This window comes from Pseudomonas sp. GNP013, assembly GCF_054343995.1.
This window is the reverse complement of record NZ_JBTGUT010000001.1, coordinates 2,697,817-2,723,890: the sequence shown is the minus strand read 5'-3', so window position 1 is coordinate 2,723,890 and position 26,074 is coordinate 2,697,817. Positions and strand designations below refer to the sequence as shown.

24 protein-coding genes are annotated in these 26,074 nt (G+C 63.1%); 11 read left to right on the top strand and 13 right to left on the bottom strand.

Annotation, left to right across the window (positions count from 1 at the left end; translation table 11 throughout):
- The first annotated feature begins 9 nt into the window (after positions 1-9).
- Together yghU and ACXX81_RS11855 are read left to right on the top strand one after the other, a co-directional pair.
- Positions 10-843, top strand: coding sequence for a glutathione-dependent disulfide-bond oxidoreductase (gene yghU, locus ACXX81_RS11860; RefSeq protein WP_458571731.1), 834 nt, complete (start codon positions 10-12; stop codon positions 841-843).
- Positions 844-1,904: 1,061 nt separating this feature from the next.
- Positions 1,905-3,470 (top strand): TerC family protein, encoded by a 1,566-nt coding sequence (locus tag ACXX81_RS11855; RefSeq protein ID WP_458571730.1) that lies wholly within the window; start codon positions 1,905-1,907, stop codon positions 3,468-3,470.
- Here ACXX81_RS11855 and ACXX81_RS11850 read toward each other — a convergent pair.
- Both ACXX81_RS11850 and ACXX81_RS11845 read right to left on the bottom strand, forming a co-directional pair.
- Positions 3,430-3,783 carry a thioredoxin family protein gene (locus ACXX81_RS11850; RefSeq protein WP_322213401.1) on the bottom strand — a complete coding sequence of 118 codons (354 nt, stop codon included), beginning with the start codon at positions 3,781-3,783 and terminating at the stop codon, positions 3,430-3,432. The two genes, ACXX81_RS11855 and ACXX81_RS11850, sit on opposite strands and share 41 nt — an antisense overlap.
- A gap of 91 nt (positions 3,784-3,874) precedes the next feature.
- Positions 3,875-4,123: a hypothetical protein gene (locus ACXX81_RS11845; RefSeq protein ID WP_209981383.1), complete on the bottom strand. Its 249-nt coding sequence runs from the start codon at positions 4,121-4,123 to the stop codon at positions 3,875-3,877.
- A gap of 319 nt (positions 4,124-4,442) precedes the next feature.
- Between ACXX81_RS11845 and ACXX81_RS11840 the strand changes: the two genes are divergently transcribed.
- The 8 genes from ACXX81_RS11840 (at position 4,443) to ACXX81_RS11805 (ending at position 10,828) form a co-directional block, all read left to right on the top strand.
- Positions 4,443-5,291: a transporter substrate-binding protein gene (locus ACXX81_RS11840; RefSeq protein ID WP_209981386.1), complete on the top strand. Its 849-nt coding sequence runs from the start codon at positions 4,443-4,445 to the stop codon at positions 5,289-5,291.
- Positions 5,292-5,343: 52 nt separating this feature from the next.
- A complete protein-coding gene (locus ACXX81_RS11835; RefSeq protein ID WP_015372301.1) occupies positions 5,344-6,006 on the top strand; it encodes an amino acid ABC transporter permease in 663 nt (220 codons plus the stop codon).
- An 11-nt stretch (positions 6,007-6,017) separates the two neighbouring features.
- Positions 6,018-6,680 carry an amino acid ABC transporter permease gene (locus ACXX81_RS11830; protein ID WP_003238123.1) on the top strand — a complete coding sequence of 221 codons (663 nt, stop codon included), beginning with the start codon at positions 6,018-6,020 and terminating at the stop codon, positions 6,678-6,680.
- Positions 6,677-7,459 (top strand): amino acid ABC transporter ATP-binding protein, encoded by a 783-nt coding sequence (locus ACXX81_RS11825; protein ID WP_209981388.1) that lies wholly within the window; start codon positions 6,677-6,679, stop codon positions 7,457-7,459. Before ACXX81_RS11830 ends, ACXX81_RS11825 begins: the two co-directional genes overlap by 4 nt.
- Before the next feature lie 16 nt (positions 7,460-7,475).
- A complete protein-coding gene (locus ACXX81_RS11820) occupies positions 7,476-7,865 on the top strand; it encodes a RidA family protein (RefSeq protein WP_209981390.1) in 390 nt (129 codons plus the stop codon).
- A 6-nt stretch (positions 7,866-7,871) separates the two neighbouring features.
- A complete protein-coding gene (locus tag ACXX81_RS11815) occupies positions 7,872-8,636 on the top strand; it encodes an IclR family transcriptional regulator (protein WP_209981394.1) in 765 nt (254 codons plus the stop codon).
- Between the two features lie 9 nt (positions 8,637-8,645).
- Positions 8,646-9,854: an amino acid deaminase gene (locus ACXX81_RS11810; protein WP_209981396.1), complete on the top strand. Its 1,209-nt coding sequence runs from the start codon at positions 8,646-8,648 to the stop codon at positions 9,852-9,854.
- 65 nt (positions 9,855-9,919) lie between these two features.
- Positions 9,920-10,828 carry a sugar kinase gene (locus tag ACXX81_RS11805; protein WP_458571729.1) on the top strand — a complete coding sequence of 303 codons (909 nt, stop codon included), beginning with the start codon at positions 9,920-9,922 and terminating at the stop codon, positions 10,826-10,828.
- 481 nt (positions 10,829-11,309) lie between these two features.
- Here ACXX81_RS11805 and ACXX81_RS11800 read toward each other — a convergent pair whose 3' ends face one another.
- The 11 genes from ACXX81_RS11800 to ACXX81_RS11750 form a co-directional block, all read right to left on the bottom strand.
- Positions 11,310-11,585, bottom strand: a complete 276-nt coding sequence (locus ACXX81_RS11800) for a peptidylprolyl isomerase (RefSeq protein ID WP_057010175.1) — start codon at positions 11,583-11,585, stop codon at positions 11,310-11,312.
- 43 nt (positions 11,586-11,628) lie between these two features.
- Positions 11,629-14,166, bottom strand: a complete 2,538-nt coding sequence (locus ACXX81_RS11795) for a PAS domain-containing hybrid sensor histidine kinase/response regulator (protein ID WP_458571728.1) — start codon at positions 14,164-14,166, stop codon at positions 11,629-11,631.
- Between the two features lie 161 nt (positions 14,167-14,327).
- Positions 14,328-15,101 carry a 3-hydroxybutyrate dehydrogenase gene (locus ACXX81_RS11790; RefSeq protein WP_209981403.1) on the bottom strand — a complete coding sequence of 258 codons (774 nt, stop codon included), beginning with the start codon at positions 15,099-15,101 and terminating at the stop codon, positions 14,328-14,330.
- 227 nt (positions 15,102-15,328) lie between these two features.
- Positions 15,329-16,900 carry an ABC transporter ATP-binding protein gene (locus ACXX81_RS11785; protein ID WP_231423680.1) on the bottom strand — a complete coding sequence of 524 codons (1,572 nt, stop codon included), beginning with the start codon at positions 16,898-16,900 and terminating at the stop codon, positions 15,329-15,331.
- 10 nt (positions 16,901-16,910) lie between these two features.
- Positions 16,911-17,933, bottom strand: coding sequence for an ABC transporter permease (locus tag ACXX81_RS11780; protein ID WP_209981407.1), 1,023 nt, complete (start codon positions 17,931-17,933; stop codon positions 16,911-16,913).
- Entirely contained in the window at positions 17,933-18,991 is a 1,059-nt protein-coding gene (locus ACXX81_RS11775) for a microcin C ABC transporter permease YejB (RefSeq protein WP_458571727.1), read from the bottom strand. The genes ACXX81_RS11780 and ACXX81_RS11775 overlap by 1 nt, the downstream gene beginning before the upstream one ends.
- Positions 18,991-20,850 carry an extracellular solute-binding protein gene (locus ACXX81_RS11770; RefSeq protein ID WP_458571726.1) on the bottom strand — a complete coding sequence of 620 codons (1,860 nt, stop codon included), beginning with the start codon at positions 20,848-20,850 and terminating at the stop codon, positions 18,991-18,993. The genes ACXX81_RS11775 and ACXX81_RS11770 overlap by 1 nt, the downstream gene beginning before the upstream one ends.
- A gap of 124 nt (positions 20,851-20,974) precedes the next feature.
- The gene (locus ACXX81_RS11765) at positions 20,975-21,256 is read right to left on the bottom strand and encodes a peptidylprolyl isomerase (RefSeq protein WP_057010182.1); all 282 of its coding nucleotides are present in this window, start codon (positions 21,254-21,256) and stop codon (positions 20,975-20,977) included.
- 160 nt (positions 21,257-21,416) lie between these two features.
- Positions 21,417-22,265 (bottom strand): metal-dependent hydrolase, encoded by an 849-nt coding sequence (locus tag ACXX81_RS11760; protein WP_209981413.1) that lies wholly within the window; start codon positions 22,263-22,265, stop codon positions 21,417-21,419.
- 16 nt (positions 22,266-22,281) lie between these two features.
- Positions 22,282-23,172 (bottom strand): SDR family NAD(P)-dependent oxidoreductase, encoded by an 891-nt coding sequence (locus ACXX81_RS11755; protein ID WP_209981416.1) that lies wholly within the window; start codon positions 23,170-23,172, stop codon positions 22,282-22,284.
- Positions 23,169-24,707 carry a flavin-containing monooxygenase gene (locus ACXX81_RS11750; RefSeq protein ID WP_458571725.1) on the bottom strand — a complete coding sequence of 513 codons (1,539 nt, stop codon included), beginning with the start codon at positions 24,705-24,707 and terminating at the stop codon, positions 23,169-23,171. The genes ACXX81_RS11755 and ACXX81_RS11750 overlap by 4 nt, the downstream gene beginning before the upstream one ends.
- Before the next feature lie 202 nt (positions 24,708-24,909).
- Here ACXX81_RS11750 and ACXX81_RS11745 point away from each other — a divergent pair, with 202 nt between their 5' ends.
- The gene (locus ACXX81_RS11745) at positions 24,910-25,971 is read left to right on the top strand and encodes an alpha/beta fold hydrolase (RefSeq protein WP_458571724.1); all 1,062 of its coding nucleotides are present in this window, start codon (positions 24,910-24,912) and stop codon (positions 25,969-25,971) included.
- Positions 25,972-26,074 lie beyond the last annotated feature (103 nt).

Below are 26,074 nucleotides of genomic sequence, written 5' to 3'. Positions count from 1 at the left end.
GAACCGAGCATGACTGACTACCAGCCGCCGAAAGTCTGGACCTGGGACGCTGAAAGTGGCGGCACCTTCGCCAGCATCAACCGGCCCATCGCCGGTGCCACCCATGACAAGGCGCTGCCGGTGGGCAAGCATCCGTTGCAGCTGTACTCCCTGGCCACGCCCAATGGGCAGAAGGTCACGATCCTGCTGGAAGAACTCCTGGCGCTGGGGCATACCGGTGCCGAATACGACGCGTGGCTGATCAAGATCGGCGACGGCGATCAGTTCGGCAGCGGGTTTGTGGCGGTGAACCCGAACTCCAAGATTCCCGCGCTGATGGACCACAGCGGCGCCACGCCGATTCGCGTGTTTGAATCCGGCGCGATCCTGCAGTACCTGGCCGAGAAGTTCGCTGCGTTATTACCGACGGAGCCGGCAGCGCGGGCGGAGTGCCTGTCGTGGCTGTTCTGGCAGATGGGCAGTGCGCCGTACCTGGGCGGTGGTTTCGGGCATTTCTATGCCTATGCGCCGAGCAAGATGGAGTACCCGATCAATCGCTTTGCCATGGAAGCCAAGCGTCAGTTGGATGTGCTGGACAAGCGCCTGGCCGAGAGTGAATACATTGCCGGGGATAACTACAGCATTGCCGATATTGCGATCTGGCCCTGGTACGGTGGGTTGGTGTTGGGCCGCCTGTATGACGCCGCAGAGTTTCTTTCGGTGCATGAGTACACCCACGTGATGCGCTGGGCCAAGGCGATCGACGCACGGCCGGCGGTCAAGCGCGGGCGTCGGGTCAACCGGGTGTTCGGCGAGGTGTCCGAGCAACTGGCGGAGCGGCATGAGGCTGCGGACCTGGATTGATTTCAGCGGTTTTGGCTGCCGGGCTCGTTGTGGCGAATGATGGCGAATGGATTTGTAGTGGGGAATGGATTTGTTGTGGGGAGTGGATTTGTTGTGGCGAGCGGGCTTGCCCCGCGTTGGGGCGCGAAGTGGCCCCAAAACCTGCCAATCGGATCTGTCTTACCCTGCGGGGGTGCTTTACTGGGGCTGCTTCGCAGCCTAACGCGGGGCAAGCCCTAATGCCGTTCAGTTAAGCCAACGTGATGCTCGAAGCAACGAGCGGTGCGACTTTTCGGTGTACCTATCGGTTTGTGCGGTAACGGCGGCTTAGGGTTCCGCCCTGACGGCGGCTCACTTTTGAAAAGCGCAAAAGTAAGCAAAACGCTCTTGCCCCAACACTCGGCACCTCGCCCAGGCTCGGTGTGCCCGAACGCAGGCTTTGGAGCGTGGGCCGCCGCGATGGGCCATCCTTGGCCCAGCGCGGCTAACCCGGCGTCCTGCCGGGTTACCCACGCTCCAAAACCTGCGTTCGGCCAGCGTGTTTGACGGGGCGCTTCCAGATCAAAAGCAAAAGCAAAAGCAAAAGCAAAAGCGTGGCGGCCTGAGAGCCGACCGGAATGGTCTGCCGAACGCTGTACAAAATGTGGGAGGGGGCTTGCTCCCGATGGCGTCGGCCCAGAAAACATTGATGTTGAAGACCCACCGCTTTCGCGGGCAAGTCGAATCGTCGCACCACCACTCCCACAGGGAATCTGCGCTTAACTGAACGGCATTAGGGCAAGCACGCTCGCCATAGAGGCGCTCGCCACTGCGGGCACCGTTGCCACAGCGCTTTTACAGATCTTGTAATAGTTTTGCGTTGTGGGAAATTTATATTTCAGCTGTAGGATTCAAGTCCTTTTCCCATCGCAGGACTTGCATGAACACCCTCTTGGAGCCTCCCAGTCGTCTTTCCCCAAGACACGCACCGTCGCTGTTCCCGCTCAAGCACCCCGTATTCCGACTGCCAACCCTTTACCGGTCCACTGATCGCGCACTGCCGTGCCCGGTCTCCTGAAAACTGAACACAGAGACTTATACAAATGGAATGGTTAGCGGACCCAACGGCCTGGCTTGGCCTGGCGACCCTGATTGTGCTGGAACTGGTGCTGGGCATCGACAACCTGGTGTTTATCGCGATCCTGGCGGACAAACTGCCCCCTGAGCAGCGCGACCGTGCGCGGTTGATCGGCCTGTCCCTGGCGCTGCTGATGCGCCTGGGCCTGCTGGCGAGTATTTCCTGGCTGGTCACTCTCACTCAGCCGTTGTTCGAGGTGTTCGACAAGAGCTTCTCCGGCCGTGACCTGATCATGCTGTTTGGCGGTGTATTCCTGCTGTTCAAGGCCACCATGGAGTTGCACGAGCGCCTTGAAGGCCATGTGGCCCAGCGCAGCGGCAATGTGGCGTATGCGATGTTCTGGCCGATCGTGGCGCAGATCGTGGTGCTCGACGCGGTGTTCTCCCTCGACGCGGTGATTACCGCCGTGGGCATGGTCGATGAACTGGCGGTGATGATGATCGCGGTGATTGTTTCCATCGGCCTGATGATCGTGGCCAGCAAACCGCTGACCCGCTTCGTCAACGCACACCCGACGGTGATCATGCTGTGCCTGGGCTTTTTGATGATGATCGGCTTCGCGCTGACCGCCGAAGGCCTGGGCTTCCATATTCCCAAGGGCTACCTGTACGCCGCGATTGGTTTCTCGATCCTGATCGAGATCTTCAACCAGATCGCGCGGGCGCGCCGCAAGAAGTCGGCGCAGGGCGTGTTGCCGGTGCGTGAGCGCACCGCCCATGCGGTGATGCGCCTGCTGGGCGGGCGCCGCCTGGCGGTGGAAGAGGTGGATGACGACGTCGCCGACCTGCTGGGCGAGGCGGATGCCGCCCAGGGCCCACTGTTCGACCGACGTGAACGGGTAATGATCAGCGGCGTGCTGCAACTGGCCGAACGGCCGATCCGCACCCTGATGACGCCACGGGCCAAGGTCGACTGCATCGATCTGGCGGACGATGCCGAGACGATTCGTCGAACACTCATGCACTCGTCCTACTCGCGTCTGCCGCTGATCCGCAACGGCGCGGTGGATGAACCGCTGGGCTTTGTGCACAAAAAGGAACTGCTCAAGGAGTACCTGGCCGGCAACGCGCCTAACCTGGAACACCTCGCGCGCCGGGCGATCAACCTGCTGGATAGTTTCTCGATCCTCAATGCCCTGGAACAGATGCGCCAGGAATCCACCCACATCGCCTTCGTGATCAACGAATTCGGCGACTTCATGGGGGTGTTGAGCATGACCGACATCCTCGAGTCCATCGCCGGCGAATTACCGGACGCCAGCGAGATCGAAGGGCCGGATATCGTCGAGGAGGGCGCGGGCTTTCGCGCCAATGGTGCGTTGAACCTGAACCAGGTGCGTCAGCGCACCGGTTTCAAGGCGGCGGCGACCGAGGACTATCAGACGCTGGCCGGGCTGGTGATGAGCCTGCTGGACCGCCTGCCGGTACTGGGCGATAGCCTGGAGCATGAGGGCTGGCGCCTGACGGTGGCGGCGGTGGAGGAGCGGCGGGTCACACAGGTGTTGCTGGTGCCGTCGGCACGTAATCTTTAAACACGTCCTCCAGAAATGCTTCCTGGTCCTGCGGGTCACCGATGCCCTTGAGGTTTTCCACCTCCTGGGCATTTTTATACACCACCAGGGTCGGGGTGCCGTCCACGCCTTCGATCTTCGGTGTCTGCGTGGTGTCCAACAGCAGACTCTTGATGCTGTGGGCGTATTTTGCCGCGATGCGTTCAAAGCGCGGGCCGACTCCCAGGCACGCCTGGCAGTAGGGTGAGGTAAACAGAACGATTACCCGCTCGTGTTCCTTGAGGATGCTCTCGTATTCCTTGAGGTCATTGATGACCCTATTTGCAGCGCCCATGACGATCCTCCTTGCGCACCCGGCCTGAACAGCCGCCACCGGTACGCTAAAGCGGCCGATCCTCAGCGTCTACTGTCAACCTTCACAGGTATCAAGCATCGCGGTCACGCTCTATGCGTTCGCGCGCCTTGCGCGCCTGGCCGGCGCATTTGCGGTATTCCTCATTGTCGCGGGACGCCTTCGCCTCGCGGTAGCCATGGTGGTTCTGGCTGGTGTAGTCGACGTTGAACGCCTCCTTGAGTTTCTGCAGTTCTTCCTTGCATTCGCGGCGGTCGTTGCTGGCCCAGGCGCTGTTGGCTGCCAGCAGGGTGAGCAGCAGCAGGGTGAGACGAAGCTTCATCGGGCGCATTCCTTGTCGTCAGAGGTGTGCCAAAGGCTAGTCCAGCGCCGGGATTTTTCCAGAGGGCGCTGCGCCCGGTAACAGGGCGTGACGCACTGGCATGGCGCTGTCACGCCTGTCTGAGGCCCTGGGTAGCACTGCAATAGGAAATGCCGACGCACTGCTGCATTTCGCCGCGCTATTCATCCGCTTGATTATCAACAGTTTTATTCCTGCCATGGTGTTCTGTCAGCGGCAGTGGCACACTTTCTGCTGTCTATTCCGTTGTTACATACCAAGTTCCGGTATAGCGGAATATACAGCCCCTGGAGTGCTTGCCATGCATCACCGACCTTTCGTGTTCAACGCGTGTGTTTTTCTTTTCGCCGCCTCGGCGTCCCTTGCCGGCCTGGTGCAGGCGGCGGACAGCAAGCTCGATGCCGTGCTCAAGCGCGGGCATCTGATCGTGGGCACCGGCAGCACCAATGCGCCGTGGCACTTCCAGGGCGCGGATGGCAAGTTGCAGGGGTTCGATATCGATATCGGCCGCATCGTCGCCAAGGGGCTGTTCAATGATCCGAGCAAGGTCGAGTTCGTGGTGCAGTCGTCCGACGCGCGCATTCCCAACCTGCTCACCGACAAGGTCGACATGACGTGCCAGTTCATCACCGTCACCGCCAGCCGTGCGCAACAGGTGGCGTTCACCCTGCCGTACTACCGCGAAGGCGTGGGCCTGCTGCTGCCCAACAACAGCAAATATAAAGAGATCGAAGACCTGCAGGCCGCAGGCGACAGCGTCACCGTGGCCGTGCTGCAGAACGTGTACGCCGAAGAACTGGTGCACCAGGCGCTGCCCAAGGCCAGGGTCGATCAGTACGACAGCGTCGACCTGATGTACCAAGCCGTGAACTCCGGGCGCGCCGATGCCGCCGCCACCGACCAGTCTTCGGTCAAGTACCTGATGGTGCAGAACCCCGGCCGCTACCGCAGCCCGACCTACGCCTGGAGCCCGCAGACCTATGCGTGCGCGGTCAAGCGTGGCGATCAGGACTGGCTGAACTTCGTCAATACCGCCCTGCATGAAGCCATGACCGGCGTGGAGTTCCCCACCTACAAGGCCTCGTTCAAGCAGTGGTTTGGCGTGGACCTGCCGGAACCCGCGATCGGCTTCCCGGTTGAGTTCAAGTAAATCGTAAACCCTGGGGCGTCGCCGACGACGCCCCGAGCAGGTGCTGCCAACCATGAACTATCAGTTGAACTTTGCCGCCGTGTGGCGCGACTTCGACACCTTGCTGGCGGGGCTCGGCCTGGGCCTGACGCTGGCGTTGATCTCGATCGCCATCGGTTGCGTGATTGGCCTGTTGATGGCCTTCGCCATGCTGTCCCGGCACCGTGCCTTGCGCATCCTCGCCTCGGTGTACGTCACAGTGGTGCGCAATACGCCGATCCTGGTGCTGATCCTGTTGATCTACTTCGCCTTGCCGAGCCTGGGGATCCGCCTGGACAAGATCCCCTCGTTCATCATCACCCTGTCGCTGTACGCCGGTGCCTACCTCACCGAAGTGTTCCGCGCCGGCCTGTTGAATATCCCCAAGGGCCTGCGCGAAGCCGGCCTGGCCATCGGCCTGGGCGAGTGGCGTATTCGCGCGTACATCAGCGTGCCGGTCATGCTGCGCAACGTGCTGCCGGCGCTGTCGAACAACTTTATCTCGCTGTTCAAGGACACGTCACTGGCCGCCGCCATCGCGGTGCCCGAGCTGACTTATTACGCCCGTAAGATCAATGTCGAAAGCTACCGGGTGATCGAAACCTGGCTGGTCACGACGGCGCTCTACGTGGCTGCCTGTTACCTCATCGCCATGCTGCTCCGCTACCTGGAACAGCGCTTGGCGATCCGTCGTTAGGAGCGGCCTCCATGTATCAATCCCCCAGTTGGCTGCAGGAACTGTGGATCGCCCGTGACACGCTTTGGGCCGGCTTCCAGGCCAGCGTCTACGTGTCGGCCCTGGCGATACTTTTCGGCACCCTGATCGGCATTGTCGCCGGCTTGATCCTCACCTACGGCAGGTTCTGGATGCGCGCGCCGTTTCGCCTGTATGTCGACCTGATCCGTGGCACGCCGGTGTTCGTGCTGGTGCTGGCATGTTTCTACATGCTGCCGGCGCTCGGCTGGCAGATCAGCGCGTTCCAGGCCGGTGCGGTCGGGCTCACGCTGTTCTGCGGTTCCCATGTGGCGGAAATCGTGCGCGGCGCCCTGCAGGCCATCCCCCGTGGGCAACTCGAAGCGGGCCGGGCGATTGGGCTGACGTTCTACCAGTCGCTGGGCTACGTGCTGTTGCCCCAGGCGCTGCGCCAGATCCTGCCGACCTGGGTCAATTCGTCCACGGAAATCGTCAAAGCCTCGACGTTGCTCTCGGTGATCGGCGTGGCCGAGCTGCTGCTCAGCACCCAGCAGGTGATCGCACGCACCTTCATGACCCTGGAGTTCTACCTGTTCGCGGGCTTTTTGTTCTTTGTCATCAACTACGCCATTGAATTATTCGGGCGCTACATTGAAAAACGGGTGGCCTTGCCATGAACCAGCCTCAAACAACCCAGCCGCTGCTGGACATTCGCGGCCTGCACAAACACTACGGCGAGCTCGAAGTGCTCAAGGGCGTCGACCTGAGCCTGCAGCGCGGCAACGTGGTAACGCTGATCGGCTCGAGCGGCTCGGGCAAGACCACGCTGTTGCGCTGCGTCAACCTGCTCGAAGAGTTCCAGGGCGGGCAGATCACCCTGGAGGGTGAGTCCATCGGCTACAGCGAAAGCAGCGGCAAGCGCGTGCGCCACCCGGAGCGTATGATCGCCCGGCACCGCGCGATGACCGGCATGGCGTTCCAGCAGTTCAACCTGTTCCCCCATCTGACGGCGTTGCAGAACGTCACGTTGGGCCTGTTGAAAGTCAAGAAGATGCCCAGGGACGAGGCGGTGGCACTGGCCGAAAAATGGCTGGACCGCGTGGGGCTGCTGGAACGGCGCAATCACTTTCCCGGCCAGTTGTCCGGCGGTCAGCAGCAACGTGTGGCGATTGCCCGGGCCATTGCGATGAACCCCAGCCTGATGCTGTTCGACGAAGTCACCTCGGCCCTCGACCCGGAGCTGGTGGGCGAAGTGCTCAGTGTGATCAAGGGCCTGGCCGAGGAGGGCATGACCATGTTGCTGGTCACCCACGAGATGCGCTTTGCCTATGAAGTCTCGGACAAAATCGTGTTTATGAACCAGGGCCGCATTGAAGAGCAGGGCAGCGCGAAAGAGGTGTTCGAGCGCCCGCAATCGCCGCGCCTGGCGGAATTTTTGAAGAACATTCGTTTTTAATCAGGAGCCTGTTTTTATGAGCATTACTCGTTACGGAGCCGGCAGCACCGCCGGAGGTGGTCAGCCTCGTCCTTTTGCCCGCGCGGTGGAAGCCGACGGTTGGCTCTATGTGTCGGGCCAGGTGCCTGCGGTGGACGGCGAAATCATCACCGGCGGGATCATCGAGCAAACCCGGCAGACCCTGCGCAATGTGGTGGCGATCCTCGAAGAGGCCGGCTACGAATTGAAAGACGTGGTACGCGTCGGCGTCTGGCTGGAAGACCCGCGCGACTTCTGGAGTTTCAACAAGGTCTTCGGCGAATACTTCACCCCGGAACACGCCCCGGCGCGGGCCTGTGTGCAGGCCAGCATGATGGTGGATTGCAAGGTGGAGATCGATTGTGTGGCCTACAGGAAAAAGGGCTGAACTGCCATGACCGAAGACCCCATCAAACGCCGCGCCAAGGGCCTGGACCGGGCATTCGATATCCTCGATTTTCTCAAGGAGGTCGGCCAGCCCCTGCGTCCGAATGATATTGCCAGCGGCATCGGCAGCCCCAAATCCACGGTCTACGAACTGGTCGCCTCGCTGCTGGAGCGGCGCATTCTGGAGACCGTGGGCAAGGACGGCCACGTCTATCTGGGCCGCCAGCTGTATTTTCTCGGCCAGGCGCACCTGCGCCATTTCGACCTGACCCGCGAGGCCGACCACGCCTTGCAGGAAATCGTCAGCCAGACCCACGAAACCGCGCAGATGTGCCTGCTCAACGGGCGCAAATACACGGTGGCGCTGATGCGTGAGGGCGAGCGGCATTTCCGTATTTCCTCGGACATCGGCGAAAACGCGCCGATCCCGTGGACTGCCTCCGGGCGCCTGTTGCTCGGGCACCTGAGCGACCAGCAGATCATCGACCTGATCGACCCCGACGACTTCATCCTGCCAGACGGCCAGCGCCTGGCGCTGGACACCTTCCTGGCGCAGATCCGCCAGGCCACCCTCGACGGCTTCTTTTCCTTCGACAGCGTGGCCGACACCTTCACCCACTGCTTCGCCGCCCCGGTACGGGACGCCCAGGGGGTAAGCATTGCCACCCTGTGCATCGTCGCGCCACGGGCCGACGCAATTACCCATTACAACGATTACCGCCGGGTGTTGATCGACAGCGCCAACCAGTTGGCCCGGCGCATCAACGAATAGGAGTTTTGCATGTCCGCCCTCAACGCCGTTGAAAAAGGCGCCGCCGCCGTCGGTGCCCATCTGGTCCGCGACGTCAGCCTGCCGGCCCTGGTCCTGCACCGCGACGCCCTGGAACACAACATTCGCTGGATGCAGAATTTTGTCCGCAGCAGCGGCGCCGAACTCGCGCCCCACGGCAAGACCAGCATGATGCCGGCGCTGTTTCAGCGTCAGCTTGCCGCTGGCGCCTGGGGCATCACCCTCGCCAACGCGGTGCAGACCCGCGCCGCCTACGCCGGTGGCGTGCGCCGGGTGTTGATGGCCAACCAACTGGTGGGCGCGCCGAACATGGCGCTGATCGCCGAGTTGCTGGAGGACCCGCAGTTCGACTTCCATTGCATGGTCGACCACCCGGACAACGTCGCCGACCTGGGCCTGTTCTTCGCCGCGCGCGGCCTGCGCCTGAACGTGATGATCGAATACGGCGTGGTCGGCGGCCGCTGCGGTTGCCGCAGCGAGCAGCAGGTGCGCGACCTGGCGGCGGCGATCAAGGCCCAGTCGGCCCTGGCCCTCACCGGTATCGAAGGCTACGAAGGGGTGATCCACGGCGAGCACGCCATCAGCGGCATCCGCGACTTCGCCGCGAGCCTGGTGCGCCTGGCGGTGGACCTGCAGGACAACGGCGCATTCGACCTCGCCAAGCCCATCGTCACCGCCTCGGGCTCGGCGTGGTACGACCTGATCGCCGCGTCCTTCGAACAGCAGAACGCCGCCGGCCGTTTCCTCAGCGTATTGCGCCCGGGCAGCTACGTGGCCCACGACCACGGTATCTACAAGGACGCGCAATGCTGCGTGCTCGACCGGCGCAGTGACCTCGACGAAGGGCTGCGCCCGGCCATGGAAGTCTGGGCCCACGTGCAGTCGCTGCCCGAACCCGGCTTTGCGGTGATTGCCCTGGGCAAGCGCGACGTGGCCTTTGACGCCGGTCTGCCGGTGCCGCTCAAACGCTACAGAGCTGGCATCGTGCCGGCCGAGGGCGATGACGTGAGTGCGTGCCAGGTCACTGCGGTGATGGACCAGCATGCGTTCATGACGGTGGCGCCGCAGGTTGAACTGCGTATTGGCGACATCATTTCGTTCGGCACGTCACACCCTTGCCTGACCTTTGACAAGTGGCAGGTGGGCTGCCTGGTGGATGACGAGTTGCGCGTGATCGAGTCCCTGCGTACCTGTTTTTAGACCGCGTTGCCTTCATCGCTGGCTTGCCTGCGATGAGGCCATCCGCCACACCGGAGAGCATCGCCATGACCACCCAACCGCGCATCGCCCTGATCGGCGAATGCATGATCGAACTGCAACACCGCGCCGACAGCAGCCTGCACCAGAGCTTCGGCGGCGATACCCTGAACACGGCGGTGTACCTGCGCCGCGAGCTGGGCGCAGTCGGCACCGTCGACTACGTCACCGCCCTGGGCGATGACAGTTTCAGCGATGCCATGTGCCGGCAGTGGACCGACGAGGGCCTGGGGCTGAGCATGGTCCAACGCCTGCCGGGGCGTCTGCCGGGTTTGTATTGCATCCAGACGGACGCCAATGGCGAGCGTAAATTTCTCTACTGGCGCAACGAAGCAGCGGTGCGCGACTGTTTCACCACGCCTGCGGCCGAGCCGATCCTGGCGGCGTTGCCGGGCTATGACCTGGTGTATTTCAGCGGCATCACCCTGGCGGTATTGGGTGAAATCGGCCGCGGGCGTTTGTTGCTGGCGCTGGCCGAAACCCGCAGGCGCGGCGGCAAGGTGGTGTTCGACAACAATTACCGGCCACGCCTGTGGGCCGATATCGAGGCAGCGCGGGTGGCGTATCGCAAGGTCATGGCCGAGGTGGACATTGCCTTGCTCACCGAAGACGACGAACAAGCGTTGTTCGGTTATGCCGACAGCGAGCAGGTGTTCGCGGCGTACCCGGCGATCACCGAGGTGGTGCTCAAGCGCGGCGCGGATGAGTGCCGGATTCGCTGCGACGGCGCACGCGTTGCCGTGCCGGCATTGAAGGTCGAAAAGGTGGTGGATACCACGGCGGCGGGAGATTCGTTCAGCGCGGCATACCTGGCCGCCCGGCTCAAGGGCGGTTCGCCGCAGGAGGCTGCACTGGCGGGGCATCGGTTGGCGAGTCGAGTGATTCAGGTGCCGGGGGCGCTGATACCTCGGGGGTGAATGGCCGCCCGGGGCGGATCGGGAGCAAGCCCCCTCCCACATTTAATCGCGTTCACATCCCCCTTCCGGTCGGCTCTCAGGCCGCCGCGCTTTTGCTTTTGATCTGGAGCGCCCCGTCAAACACGCTGGCCGAACGCAGGTTTTGGAGCGTGGGTAACCCGGCAGGACGCCGGGTTAGCCGCGCTGGGCCAAGGATGGCCCATCGCGGCGGCCCACGCTCCAAAGCCTGCGTTCGGGCACACCGAGCCTGGGCGAGGTGCCGAGTGTTGGGGCAAGAGCCCTTTTGGTTACTTTTGGCTGGGCCGGCATTCCGGGCTCTTTTCCAAAAGTGACCCGCCGTCAGGGCGGAACCCTAAGTCGCCGTTACCGAACAAACCGATATGTACACCGAAAAGTCGCACCGCTCGTAGCTTCGAGCACCACGTTGGCTTAACTGAACGGCATTAGGGCTTGCCCCCGATAGCGGTACAAGGCCAACCCCTCAATCCCGGTAAAACACCTGCACCAGGTGATACCCGAACTTGCTCTTGATCGGCCCGTGAACCACCTTCACGGGCTTCTTGAAGATCACCGCATCAATCGCCCCCACCATCTGCCCCGGTCGCACTTCACCCAAATCACCGCCGCGCTTGCCCGATGGGCAGGTGGAATACTTCCTGGCCAGCACATCGAAGGCTTCGCCCTTGGCGATGCGCTGCTTGAGTTGTTCGGCTTCTTCGCTGGTTTTCACCAGGATATGACGGGCTTGGGCTTTCATCGTGTTCTACCAGGTGGGCGACGGCGCGCGATTATGCCTGAACTCATTCGGCCACGCCGATCATGCTGCGGATTTTGGTGGCCAGCAGATCAATCGAAAACGGCTTGGCCACCATGTCCATGCCGTCCTCCAGGAAGCCCTGGCGCTCGGCGGCTTTCTCGGCGTAACCGGTCATGAACAACACGCGCAGACCGGGACGATGCTGGCGTGCGATTTCTGCCAGTTGCCGCCCGTTCATGCCCGGCAGGCCGACGTCGGTCACCAGCAGGTCGACGCGCAAATCCGACTCCAGCAACGGCAGCGCCGCGCGGGCATCCGCCGCCTGGTGTGCGGTGTAGCCGAGTTCGTCGAGCACATTGACCACCAGCATGCGCACCGCTGCGTCGTCCTCGACCACCACCACCGCTTCACCGGCCAGGGCCACCGGCGCTTCGCTCGAGTGCGTCGGCAAACTGCTTTCCAGCGCGGTGCCGTGCAGGCGCGGCAGGTACAGGCGCACGCAAGTGCCCTGGCCCGGTTCGCTCTGGATGGTGACATGGCCGCCGGACTGCTGGGCAAACCCGTAGATCATCGACAAGCCCAGGCCGGTGCCCTGACCGATGGGCTTGGTGGTGAAGAACGGATCGAACGCTTTGGCGAGAATTTTCGGCGCCATGCCGCTGCCGTTGTCGCTCACGCCCAGCATCACGTAGTCGCCGGCCTTGACCGGTTCGAGGGTGGTGATATCGGTGCCGTCCAGGTAACTGTTGGCGGTTTCGATCAGCAGTTCGCCGCCATCGGGCATCGCATCGCGGGCGTTGATCACCAGGTTGAGCAGGGCGTTTTCCAGCTGGCTGGCGTCGGTGTTGACCGGCCAGATGTCCTGGCCCAGTTGCACCTTGAGCGAGATGTGCGCGCCTTTGGTGCGCTGGAACAGATCCTCCAGCGACGCCACCAGTTGATTGGGGTCGGTGGGCTGGCGGTCGAGCGACTGGCGCCGCGAGAACGCCAGCAGCCGGTGGGTGAGGGCGGCCGCACGGTGGGCGGAGGACACGGCGGCGTCGGCAAAGCGGCCGATCTCTTCGCTGCGCCCGCCGGCGATGTAGCGCTGCATCAGGTCGAGGCTGCCGATGATGCCGGTGAGCATGTTGTTGAAGTCATGGGCAATGCCGCCGGTGAGCTGGCCCACCGCTTCCATTTTTTGCGCGTGGCGCAGCGCGTCTTCGGCGCGCTCGCGTTCGTACATCTCGTTCTGCAGGCGCTGGTTGGCCTCGGCCAGCGCCTGGGTGCGCTGGGCCACGCGTTCTTCGAGGTTCTCGTTGAGGTGGCGCAGGGCTTCTTCGGTGAGCTTGCGTTCGGTCTCGTCGATCACAAAGATATAAAAACCGTTTACCGAACCGTCGTTGCTGAACCGCGGCAGGTACTTCATCAGCGCATGGCGCGGGCGCCCGTCGCGATGCGGCGTGAGGGTCATGAAGCTGCAGGCCTTGCCGCGCAGGGCAGCGGCGATCTTGTCCTGGCGGCCGGCATACACCTCGTCGCCGAGCACTTCGCGGATGGTCTTGCCGTACAGCTCCTGGGGCGTCATGCCGTACCACTCGAGGTAAGCGCTGTTGTTCAGGCGAAACCGCTGTTCATGGTCGACATAGCCGATCAGCACCGGCATCGCGTTGATGATCAGTTGCAGCTCGGTCTGGCTTTGGCGCAGGGCCTGTTCGGTGTGCTTGCGTTCGGTGAGGTCCAGCGCGGCACCGAGGAAGCGCGCCGGCCGCCCCTGGGGATCCTTGTAGCAACGACCGCGGGCGAATACCCAGCGCACTTCGCCGTCGGCCTGCATCAGGCGGTATTCCTCGGCGTATTCGGTGCCGAAGGTGATGCAATGCTTGATGCTGCGCGTGACCATGCCACGGTCTTCGGGGTGCACGCCCAACAGGTAGTCGCTGATCGGCAACAGGCTGGCCTGATCGGGGTCAACGCCGTGGAGGAAGGCGAAATGCGCGTCGGCGATAAAGCGGTCTTCGCCGATATCCCAGTCCCAGGTGCCCACCGCGTCGGTCGCCGCCAGTGCCAGTTGCAGGCGTTGCTCGGTGTTGTGCTGGGCCTTGAGGCTGTCTTCGGAGCGCTGTTGCAGCTCGATGGCCTTGCGGCGGCGCTCGTTGGTCTCGATGGCGGTGACCAGGATACCAGCGACCTGGCGGCTTTCATCGCGCACCGGGCTGTAGGTGAGGTCGAGCCAGATCTCGGCGTCGCGCCCCTCGCGTTGCAGCACAAAGCGCTGCTCGCTGAAGGTGCGCACCTGGCCGCCGAGTACGGCGTCGTAGATGGGGGCGGTGAAGTCCTGCAGTTCCGGCCAGGTGTGATGCGCCGGCTGCCCCAGTGCGTCCGGGTGCTTGTTGCCGGCCAGTTGGGCAAAACCATCGTTATACAACTGGATAAGGTCGCGGCCCCACAGCAGCAGCATCGGCATCGGCGAATGCACGACGATATCCACTGCGGTACGCAGGCTTTGCGGCCAGTCATTGGCCTCACCGAGGGGGCTTCGTGCCCAGTCCAGCCGCGCAATCAATGCGCCGGCTTCGCTACCGGTGGATGTTCCATTCATGAAAAAAGCCCTGAGCCTGACGCTTTGAAAAAATGACAACACCCATTATCCCGTGGGAAACGGCCGGGTGACTACCCTCGAAAAATAGCATGCCCTTGGGGTTTTTCTCTAAAACCCTCCGATGAGCTGAAACCTTTCATCTTCAGGGGTAAAGCCTTGCACTATTGCGCCAGCCAGCCGCCGTCGATGTTCCAGGCGGCGCCGCGTACCTGACTGCCGGCGTCGCTGCAGAGGAACAACACCAGCTCACCCAGTTGCGGCGGTGTGACGAACTCAAGCGACGGCTGTTTTTCGGCGAGCAAATCATGCTGCGCCTGCTGCGGGTCGACGCCCTTGGCGATGCGATCATCGATCTGCTTCTGCACCAGCGGAGTCAACACCCAGCCGGGGCAGATCGCATTGCAGGTGACGTTGCTGGCAGCCGTCTCCAGGCCCACCACCTTGGTCAGGCCGATCACGCCGTGCTTGGCCGCCACATACGCCGCCTTGCCCACCGAACCGACCTGGCCGTGCACCGAGGCAATGTTGATGATGCGCCCCCAGCCCTTGGCCTTCATGCCCGGCAGGCCCAGGCGCGTGGTGTGGAACACCGAGGACAGGTTGATCGCAATGATCGAATCCCAGCGCTCCACCGGGAAGTCTTCCACCGCCGCCACGTGCTGGATGCCGGCATTGTTGACGAGGATATCCACCCCGCCGAATTCGCGCTCGGCGTAGGCGAACAGGTCGGCGAGCTGCGCCGGGTCGCTGACGTCGGCCGGGTGATGGCCGACCTTGCCGCCGAACGCCTGCACCTGGGCGATCACTGCGTCGGCGTCGCCGAAGCCGTTGAGGATCAGGTCGGCACCGGCCTCGGCCAGGCTCAGCGCGATCCCCAGGCCGATGCCGCTGGTGGAACCGGTGACCAGGGCGGTCCTGCCATGCAAATTCGTCATAAAAACCTCACACAATTGCGTTGTGGCGAGCGGTTAAGCCCCAATGCCGTTCAGTTGAGCGCAGATTCCCTGTGGCGAGCAGGCTTGTCCTGCGTTGGGCTGCGCAGCAGCCCCAAAACCAGGCGCTGAGTCGTATCAGGTACACCGCGTTTTGCTGGATTGGGGGCGCTTCGCACCCCAACGCGGGACAAGCCCGCTCGCCACAAGTGATGGGTTTCCTGTATTCCTTACCGTGCAATGTGCGCGGCGGCCAGGAGTTCCCGGGTGTAGGGGTGCTGCGGCGCGTCGAACACCTGATGGCTCGGCCCGCGTTCCACCACCTTGCCGTCCTTGACCACGATCATGTCGTGGGCCATGGCGCGTACCACCGCCAGATCATGGCTGATAAACAGATACGTCAGGCCATATTTTTCTTGAAGTTCGCGCAGCAGCGTCACCACCTGTTTTTGCACCGTGCGGTCCAGCGCCGAGGTGGGTTCGTCCAGCAGCATCAGCGCCGGCTTGAGCACCAGCGCGCGGGCGATGGCGATGCGCTGGCGCTGGCCGCCGGAGAATTCGTGGGGGTAGCGATGCCGGCTGGCCGGGTCCAGGCCCACGTCCCTGAGCACCTGGATCACCTGCGCATCGCGTTCGGCCAGGCTGCACGGTGCATGCACTTCCAGCCCTTCGCCGATGATCTGCTGCACCGACATGCGCGGGCTGAGGCTGCCGTAAGGATCCTGAAACACCACCTGCATCTGTTTGCGCCACGGGCGCATCTGCTGATGGCTGAGGAGGTCGAGGGCTGCGTCCTGGAAGCGAATGCTGCCGGTGGAGTCGAGCAGGCGCAGGATCGCCTGGCCCAGGGTGGATTTGCCCGAGCCCGATTCGCCGACAATCCCCAGGGTCTTGCCGCGTTGCACGCTGAGGCTGATGCCGTCCACCGCCTGCAGATACGTCTTGCGGCGAAACAGCCCGCCGCCCAGCGCAAATTTCACGCTCAGGTCGTCCACCTGCAACACCGTTTCGCGGGTGTCGCTGCACAACGCTTCGCCCGAGGGCTCGGCGTCGAGCAGCAACCGGCTGTAAGGGTGCTGCGGCGCGGTGAACAGGGTTTCGCACGCGGCCTGTTCGACAATCTCGCCGGCCCGCATCACGCACACGCGTTGGGCAATGCTGCGCACCAGGTTGAGGTCGTGGCTGATCAGCAGCAGCGACATGCCCAGACGTTGCTGCAGCGACTTGAGCAGCAGCAGGATCTTGCGCTGCACGGTCACGTCCAGCGCGGTGGTGGGTTCGTCGGCGATCAGCAGTTGCGGCTCGCAGGCCAGCGCCATGGCGATCATCACCCGCTGGCGCTGGCCGCCGGACAGTTGGTGCGGATAGGCCTTGAGGCGCTCCCGGGGGTTTTGAATGCCCACCAGTTCGAGCAGTTCGAGGATGCGCGCCTGCGCCGCCTTGCCGCCCAGGCCCTTGTGCAGCAGCAGGGTTTCGCCGATCTGCTTTTCGATGCTGTGCAGCGGGTTGAGCGAGGTCATCGGCTCCTGAAAGATCATCGCAATGCGATTGCCGCGCAGTTTCTGCAAGGTGGCGGGCGCTGCGCCGACCAATTGCTGGTCACGGTATTTCACCGAGCCTGTGGTGTGGGTGCCGGCTTCGGGCAGCAGTTGCAGGATCGAGTGGGCGGTCACCGACTTGCCCGAGCCCGACTCGCCCACCAGCGCCAGGCATTCGCCCTCGCGCACGTCCAGGCTGAGGTTGCGCACCACGGTCTGGCCGCTGAACGCGACGCACAGGTCGCGGATTTCGATGAGGTTCATAGGCAGTCACTCATGAGCGGGGGTCGAAGGCATCCCGCAGGGCCTCGCCGATAAACACCAGCAGCGACAGGATCAGCGCCAGGGTAAAAAACGCTGTCAGGCCCAGCCACGGCGCTTGCAGGTTCTGCTTGCCCTGGGCGATCAACTCGCCCAGCGAGGCACTGCCGGCGGGCATGCCGAAGCCGAGAAAGTCCAGGGCGCTCAAGGTGGAAATTGCACCGGTGAGGATAAACGGCAGGTAGCTCAGGGTGGCGGTCATTGCATTGGGCAGGATATGCCGGCCAATGATCTTGCCGTCGCCCAGGCCCAGGGCGCGCGCGGCCTTGACGTACTCCAGGTTGCGCCCGCGCAGGAACTCGGCGCGCACCACGTCCACCAGGGCCAGCCAGGAAAACAGCGCCATGATCCCCAGCAGCCACCAGAAATTGGGCTCCACGAACCCCGACAGGATAATCAGCAGGTACAACACCGGCAGCCCCGACCACACTTCAAGGATGCGCTGCCCGAGCAGGTCCACCCAGCCGCCGTAGTAACCCTGCAAGGCCCCGGCGGCAATGCCGATGGCGCCGCTGATGGCCGTGAGGGCCAACGCAAACAGGATCGATACGCGTGCACCGAAGATCACCCGCGCCAGCACATCGCGGGACTGGTCATCGGTGCCCAGCCAGTTCACCGCCGAGGGCGGGCTGGGGGCAGGGCGGGTCAGTTCGTAGTTGGGCGTGTCGTCGCTGAACGGAATCGGCGGAAACAGCATCCAGCCGCCGTCCTGCTTGATCAGGGTTTGCACGTAGTCACTGCGGTAGTCGGCCTGGAACGGCAACTGCCCGCCGAACTGTTGCTCGGTGTAGCGCTTGAACACCGGAAAATACAGCTCGTTCTTGAAGCTCAGCACCAGCGGTTTGTCGTTGGCGATCAGCTCGCCGCCGAGGGTGAGCATGAACAGGCCGATAAACAGCCACAGCGACCACCAGCCCCGGCGGTTTTTCTTGAAACGCTCGAAACGGCGGCGTGCCACGGGAGACAGATTGAGCATCAGGCGTTCCTTGCGGCGAAGTCGATACGCGGGTCCACCAGGGTGTAGCAGAGGTCACCGATGAGTTTTATCAGCAGGCCGAACAGCGTGAAGATGAACAACGAGCCGAACACCACCGGGTAGTCCCGCGACACTGCCGCTTCGTAGCTCATGCGGCCCAGGCCGTCGAGGGAAAAAATAACCTCGATCAGCAGCGAGCCGGCGAAGAACACGCTGATGAACGCCTGGGGAATGCCCGAAATCACCAGCAGCATCGCGTTGCGAAACACGTGGCCGTAAAGCACGCGGCGTTCGCTCAGGCCCTTGGCGCGGGCCGTCACTACGTATTGGCAGGTGATTTCATTGAGAAACGAGTTTTTGGTGAGGATGGTCAGCGTGGCGAACCCGCCGATCACCAGCGCGGTGACCGGCAGCACCAGGTGCCAGAAGTAGTCGGCAACCTTGCCCACGGTACTCAGTTCGTCGAAGTTGTCCGAGACCAGGCCGCGCACCGGGAACCAGTTCAGCGAGGTGCCGCCGGCGAACACCACGATCAGGAACATCGCGAACAGAAACGCCGGCATCGCGTAGCCGATCACGATGGCGGTGCTGCTCCACACATCGAAGCTGCTGCCATGGCGCACGGCCTTGCGGATGCCCAGGGGGATCGACACCAGGTAGGTGATCAAGGTGGCCCACAGGCCGAGGGAGATCGTCACCGGCATTTTTTCCAGGATCAGCTCGATCACGGTTTTGCCGCGAAAGAAGCTGTTGCCGAAATCCAGTTGGGCGTAGTTGCTGAGCATCAGCCACAGACGCTCCGGGGCCGGTTTGTCGAAGCCGTACTGCTTTTCGATGTCCTTGATCAGCTTGGGGTCCAGGCCTCGGCTGGCGCGCGAGGCGCTGATGCTTTCGCCCGCGCCGGCCCCCACGCCGCCGCCGCCGATCCCCTGCAGGTGGGCGATAGCCTGTTCCACCGGCCCGCCGGGCGCGGCCTGCACGATGACGAAATTCACCAGCAGGATGATCACCAGGGTCGGGATGATCAGCAGCAGGCGCCGCACGATATAGGCAAACATCAGCGGGCACCTGCGCGTTTTTTCAGTGCGGCGTTCATTTGTTCATGGGTCAGCGGTGTGGGGCTGATTTCCCACCAGGTTTCCAGGGCTTCGTCATTTTTGGCCTCGATGGCCGGGCGACCGAAGCGGTTCCACCACGCGGCGGAGGTGCCCGGCGGGTAGTAATTGGGAATCCACAGGTAGTTCCATTGCAGCACCCGGTCCAGAGCGTGGGCGTAGGTGAGCATCTGCGCCTGGGTGTTTGCCTTGACCAGGCCTTTGATCAGGCTGTCGACGGCCGGGTCCTTGAGCACCATGTAGTTGTTGGCGCCGGGGTCATGGGCGGCCGCCGAGCCAAAGAAGTTGTACAGCTCCATCCCGGGCGAGGGGGTGACTGGAAAGCCTGTGACGATCATGTCGTAGTCCCGCGCCATCACGCGGTTGACGTACTGCGAGGAGTCGATACGGCGAATGTTCAGGGTGATGCCGATCTGCGCCAGGTTGCGTTTGTAGGGCAGCAGCAGACGTTCCATGCCGGTCTGCGTGTTGAGGAAAGTGAATTCCAGCGGTTCGCCCTGGGCGTTCACCAGCGTGTCGCCCTCGGGTTTCCAGCCGGCTTCCTCCAGCAGGGCCAGGGCCTGCAGCTGTTTATCGCGGATCACGCCGCTGCCGTCGGTGACCGGCGCCTTGAACACCTGGGTGAACACCTCGTCGGGCACCTGGCCGCGCAGCGGTTCGAGAATCGCCAGCTCTTCCTGGGTGGGCAACTGGGTGGCGGCCAACGGGCTGTTGGAGAAGAAGCTCTGCTGGCGAATGTAGAGGTTGTGCATCATCTGCCGGTTGGCCCACTCGAAGTCCCACAGCATCGCCAAAGCTTTGCGCACGCGGCGGTCCTTGAACAGCGGATTCTGCACGTTGAACACGTAGCCCTGGGCCGGTTGCGGCATCTCCCTGGCCAGGTGCGCGCGTTGCAGACGGCCGTCGTCCAGCGCCGGGCCGTTGTAGCCGACGGAATAACCGGTGGCGGAGAACTCACGGTTGAAATCGTAGGCGCCGCCGCGCAGCACCTGGCGCGCCACCTCGGTGTCGCCAAAGTATTCCAGGCTCAGGTGATCGAAGTTGTACAGACCACGGCTGACCGGCAGGTCCTTGCCCCACCAATCGGGGTCGCGGGTAAAGGTGATGGTGCTGCCCGAATCGATCTTGCTGACCTTGTACGGGCCGCTGCCCAGGGGCGCTTCATAGCCGCCGCCGTTGGCGAAGTCGCGGGTTTTCCACCAGTGCTCGGGCAATACCGGCAGGGTGGCCAGGTCCAGGGGCAGGGTGCGGTTCTCGTTGCTGGAAAAGTCGAAGCGCACCTGGCGCTCGCCTTCGACCACCACCTGTTTGACATCGGCGAACAGCGTGCGAAAACGCAGGCTGCCCTGGGCCATCAGCAGGTCGTAGCTGTAGCGCACGTCTTCGGCGGTAATCGGTGTGCCGTCGGCAAACCGTGCCTTGGGGTTGAGGTAAAAACGCAATGACAGGCCATCGTCGGCGCGTTCCATCTTTTCCGCCACCAGGCCGTAGACCGTGTAGGGCTCATCCAGCGAGCGTTGGGCCAGCGGGGAGTAGAGCCAGCCGTCGACCTGGGACACGCCGATGCCTTTGTCGATATAGGGCAGCACATGGTCGAAACGGCCGATCTCCAGCGCCGAACGGCGCAGCGTGCCGCCCTTGGGCGCATCGGGATTGGCGTAGTCGAAGTGGCTGAAACCGGCGGCGTATTTGGCTGGCTCGCCGTAGACCGTCAGGTAGGTCTGCGGAGCTGCGGTCACGGCCGTGCTGGCCAGCAGCAGCGCCAGGATGGAGCTAAGGAGTGGGGGAAACGCCAATCGCATGGTCAGCCTTGAGCGCCGGGTGAAGAATGAGGGCTGTACGTTAGCGGCTTACGGGTCGCCCGTCACCCCATGCACAACGGCCCGCCAGAAGGCGGGCCGTTGTTGGGGCATCAGCGCGGCAGGATCAGTCCTGGCGGCTGGTGACTTCCAGCAGGTGATAGCCGAACTGGGTTTTCACCGGGCCTTGCACGGTGTTGACCGGGGCGCTGAACACCACGCTGTCGAATTCCTTGACCATCTGGCCCGGACCGAACGAACCCAGGTCGCCGCCCTGACGGCTGGATGGGCAGCTGGAGTTGGCTTTGGCGATTTCTGCGAAATCGGCGCCGCCTTCGATTTGGGATTTCAGTTCGTTGCACTTTTCTTCAGTGGAAACGAGGATGTGGCGGGCGGTGGCTTTGGCCATTTGAGATAACTCCTTGATGTAAAAAGGGTGAGCGTACTGGATTCAGGTGGTTATTTGTTGGCAAAGTTCCACGGGGTTTTCGATCGGGCAGACGAGCGCGCCACGGTCCTGTGGCGCGCCCGCTCGCCACAGGAATAGTCAACGCGCTGTTTGATGGGTTTTACAGGCTGGCCGACTCATAGGTAGTGCGGGTCTGTTCGATCTCTTCGACCAGCCCATCGATGCCCGCCAGGCGGGCGCGGTTGTCATGGTCCCAGGGGTGAAAACCGGGTTTGAAGTAATGCAGCCACGGCACCAGCATCCGCGGGAAGACGCCTTTGGGGCCGTACAAAAATTTGCACATGCGCCAGAACCCCTTCAAATGACCGCCGGCCTTGCGGTCGGCAAACAGCAGGCGTACATGGAAATCCAGCACCACCAGCCAGAAGAACAGGGTCGTGAACAGCATGGTGCCGGTGCGCAGCAGGTAACGCTTGGGGCCAGGCTTGATGACGCGGTTCCAGACATCGAACGCCACGGCCTTGTGCTCGGTTTCTTCAAGGGCGTGCCAGTACCACATCTGCTGGTAGCCCTTGAGTGAATCGCCGAAGCGCGAGGGGTCGCTGAGGAGGATTTCCGCAAGCATCGCGGTGTAGTGCTCAAGGGCGATGGTCACCGCCAGGTTGAAGGACGGCGGCAGGTGTTTTTTCTGCAGATCGAGAATCACCTTGAGGCGGCTGTCCAGTTTATGCGCCGGCAATCCCGCGTCCTCCAGCAGGTTGTTGTAGGCCACGTGTTCACGGCTGTGCATGGCTTCCTGGCCGATAAACCCCTGGATTTCCTTTTTCAGCGCAGGATCGTCGATGCGCGAGCGGTAGTGGCGCACGCTGTCCATGAAGAACAGCTCGCCCTGGGGAAACAGCAGCGACAGCGCATTGAAGAAATGCGTGACGAACGGGCCTTGTTCATGCCAGTTCTTGATGCGCTCGGCAGGCAAGGCAAAACGGATATCGCGACGGATAGGCAACATGGTGCGTGCTCCTTTTTCAGAGACGGGGTTCGTCGTTGGGTTCGAACACAGGCCTGCGCGGCTTGGGCGCCATGCGTTTGCTGGCGAACACCACCAGCGCCTGGTAGGCGGCCGGCAGGCAACGGGCGAGCAGGTCGAGGAAATACGCGTCGCGGCCGATCAGCACGCGACGCTTGTTTTTGCGCACGCCTTGCAGGATCACCCTGGCGGCCTGGTCGGCGTCGGTGATGAAGAGTTTTTCGAAGTCGGCGCGGGCCTGTTGCTCGCTGTGGATCAGAAAGCCGGTCATGTTCGCGTCGATGCGGCTGCTGCGGCAGATGTCGGTGCGAATGCCGCCGGGGTGCACGCAGGTGGCGGACACGCCGCAGCGTTGCAGATCCAGCTCCTGGCGCAGCGCCTCGGTAAAGCCGCGCACGGCAAATTTACTGGCGTTGTAGCCGCTCATGCCGGGCTGGGCAAACAGGCCGAACACGCTGGAGGTGTTGATGACATGGCCGTTGCCGCTGGCCTTGAGGTGCGGCAGGAACGCCTTGGTGCCGTGCACCACACCCCAGAAGTTGATCCCGATGATCCATTCCAGGTCGCTGTAGCTCACGCCTTCGACGGTGCTCGACAACGCCACGCCGGCATTGTTGAACACCAGGTTGACCGCGCCATGCTCCGCCACGCAGCGCGCGGCCCAGTCGTCCACGGCCTGGCGGTCGGCCACATCCAGCACCTGGGTGGTGACCCGCACTGGCGACAGGGTCGAAGACCGAATCAACGCTTCGGTGTGCTCCAGGCCCTGGCGGTTCACGTCCGCCAGCGCCAGGTGACAACCTTCGCGCGCCAGCGCCAGGGCCAATGCGCGGCCCATGCCGGATGCCGCGCCGGTGATGGCCGCCACGCGGCCGTCGAATGACTTCATGACAGGCTGCCTTCTGCAGTGGAATGGGGCGCAGGCGTTGCGCGCGTGGGCGCCGGGACGGGGGCCAGGTCGACCCCATAGTCCTTGAGCGCAAAGTGCCGGGTGAGCTGCCTGAAACGCCAGGTGGAGCCCGGCCATAACGTGGTGTTCTTGCCGGTGCGCGGGTCGAGGTACCAGCTCTGGCAGCCGCCGGTGTTCCAGATGGTGCGCTGGAGTTTGTCCTGCAATTGGCTGTTCCAGGCCTGTTCGACGGCAGGCTTGACGTCCACCGTGGCGATGCGTTTGCGCTGCATCTGTCGCAACGCATCGAGGATGTAGGCGACTTGGGCCTCGATCATCAGAATCATCGAGTTGTGCCCCAGCCCGGTGTTGGGCCCGACAATCAGGAACAGGTTTGGATAGCCCGGCACCGTGGTGCCTTTATAGGCATGTGCGCCGTCGTGCCAGGTGTCCATCAGGTCAACGCCGTGGCGCCCGATGATGCAATCGCGGGGCAGGGGATCGCTGGCCTGGAAACCGGTGCCGAAGATCAGGCAGTCGACCGGGTGCTTGATGCCGTCGGCGGTGACGACGCCGTCGGCTTCGATGCGCAGCACCGGGTCGGTCACCACCTCGACATTGCTGCGCGACAGCGCCGGGTAGTAGTCGTTGGAGATCAACACGCGCTTGCAGCCGAGGGTGTAATCCGGCGTGAGGGTCTTGCGCAGCGATGGGCGGGCGACCTGCCTGCGCAAATGACGCAGGGCGATTTTCTGCACCATTGTCATCAGCCGGGGATGCAGGGCAAAGCCCACCACGCGTCCTTCCAGCGCCCAGTAAAAGGCGCTGCGGACCAGCCGCTGGGTGAAGGGCAGGTGTTTGAACAGCCAGCGTTCGCCGGCGGAAATCGGTCGGTCGGGCTTGGGCATGATCCACGGCGGGGTGCGCTGGAACAGGTCCAGGTGCGCCACCTGCGGTGCAATCTGCGGCACGAACTGGATGGCACTGGCCCCGGTGCCGATCACTGCGACACGCTTGCCCTTCAAGGAATAGTCGTGGTCCCACTGCTGGGAGTGGAAGCGCTTGCCCTTGAAACTCTCCAGACCCGGAATGTCCGGCAGCGCCGGGCGCGACAAGCCGCCCATGCCCGACACCAGCACCCGCGCGCTCACCTGGCGGCCATCGCTGAAGCTCAGTTGCCAGCGCTGCTGGTGTTCATCGAACACCGCGCGTTGCAGGCCCATGCCAAACCGCAGGTAGGGCGCCAGCTCAAAGCGCTGCGCGCATTGCTCGAGGTAGGCGCGGATCTCGGCCTGCGGCGCAAATTGCCGCGACCAGTGCGGGTTGGGCGCAAACGAAAACGAGTACACGTGGGACTGCACATCGCAGGCGCAGCCGGGGTAGTGGTTGTCGCGCCAGGTGCCGCCGAGGGTCTGCGCCTGCTCGGCAACAAAAAAGTCGTTGAAGCCAGCCTGCTTGAGCTGGATGGCCATGCACAGGCCGGCGAAGCCTGAGCCGATGATGGCAATGTCAATTGATTCACGCTGGGTATTCATGGGCAGTCCCTCATGGGCATCGGGTGCGCTCCTGTTTTTTGGATGAAACACCATTGCAAAGGAAATTTGAATTACATATTTTAAAAAAGATTTTAAATAATCTACCTGAAAAATTCGCCCACGCCAGGACCTTGTTTGGTATGTGCGCCTTGTCCGACGGACGCGCACGCTATGAGTGAGGCCCGCAAGCAGGGCAGGGACGATGGCTGAGGCCTCGATCAATACCGGTCGGGTCGCCAGCTCCAGGGAAGCGGAGGACGAAGCGATGGCTGTCGAATGGGGTGTGGCTGCAGCGGTGTTTGTCGGTGCAAGCGCGGTGTTGTGGGGCTTGAGTGCGTGGATGACGCGGCGCATAGAAGCGGCCGTGCCGCGCAACGGGCGGGTGGTGCAGGTCAAGGGCGAGCGTTTTCATTATGTCGAGGAGGGCAGCGGTCCCCCGCTGGTGATGATTCACGGCCTGATGGGCAGCAGTCGCAACCTCACCTATGCCTTGTCTGGCCGCTTGAGTGCGCACTTTCGCGTGATCAGCCTCGACCGCCCGGGCTCCGGCTATTCCACCCGTGGCAAAGGCACGGCGGCGGACCTGCCGGCCCAGGCGCGGCAGATCAGCGACCTTATAAAAACCCTGGGCCTGCATAAACCGCTGGTGCTGGGCCACTCCCTGGGCGGCGCGATTGCCCTGGCACTGGCGCTTGATCATCCCGAGACGGTGTCCGGCTTGATTCTGGTGGCGCCGCTGACTCATCCCCAGCGCCTGTTGCCGCCGGTATTCCTGTCCCTGGCCGTGCGCCCGGCGTGGCTGCGCCGCTGGGTCGCGCACACGCTGACCTTGCCCATCGGCCTGTTGACCCAACGTTCGGTGGTCAAGGGCGTGTTCGCGCCGGATGCCGCCCCGGCCGATTTTGCCACCCGAGGTGGCGGTTTGCTGGGCATGCGTCCTGACAATTTCTACGCAGCCTCCACCGAGATCAACCAGGTCAACGATGACCTGCCTCACATGGTGGCGCGCTATCCGCAACTGACCTTGCCGATCGGGCTGATCTATGGCTCGCGGGACAAGGTGCTCGACTTGCGCAAACACGGCCAGGCCCTGGCCAGCAAGGTGCCCGGGCTCAAGCTGCAGGTGGTGGAGGGCTGTGGGCACATGCTGCCGATTACGGCTACCGAACGGGTGTCGGCGTTGGTGGAGCAGGTCGCCAGACGTGCCCGAACGGGAGAAAACGCCGCGATTGCGCCTGCGCCACTTGCCCTGGTGCATCCGTAGCGTGGCGATTCGACGCGCGATTTCACGGCGTCAACGCCCGCGCTGCAGACCTGACCGAACAGCTGAAAAACAGACTGCCCGGTCACGCAAAAAAGGGCTGAAG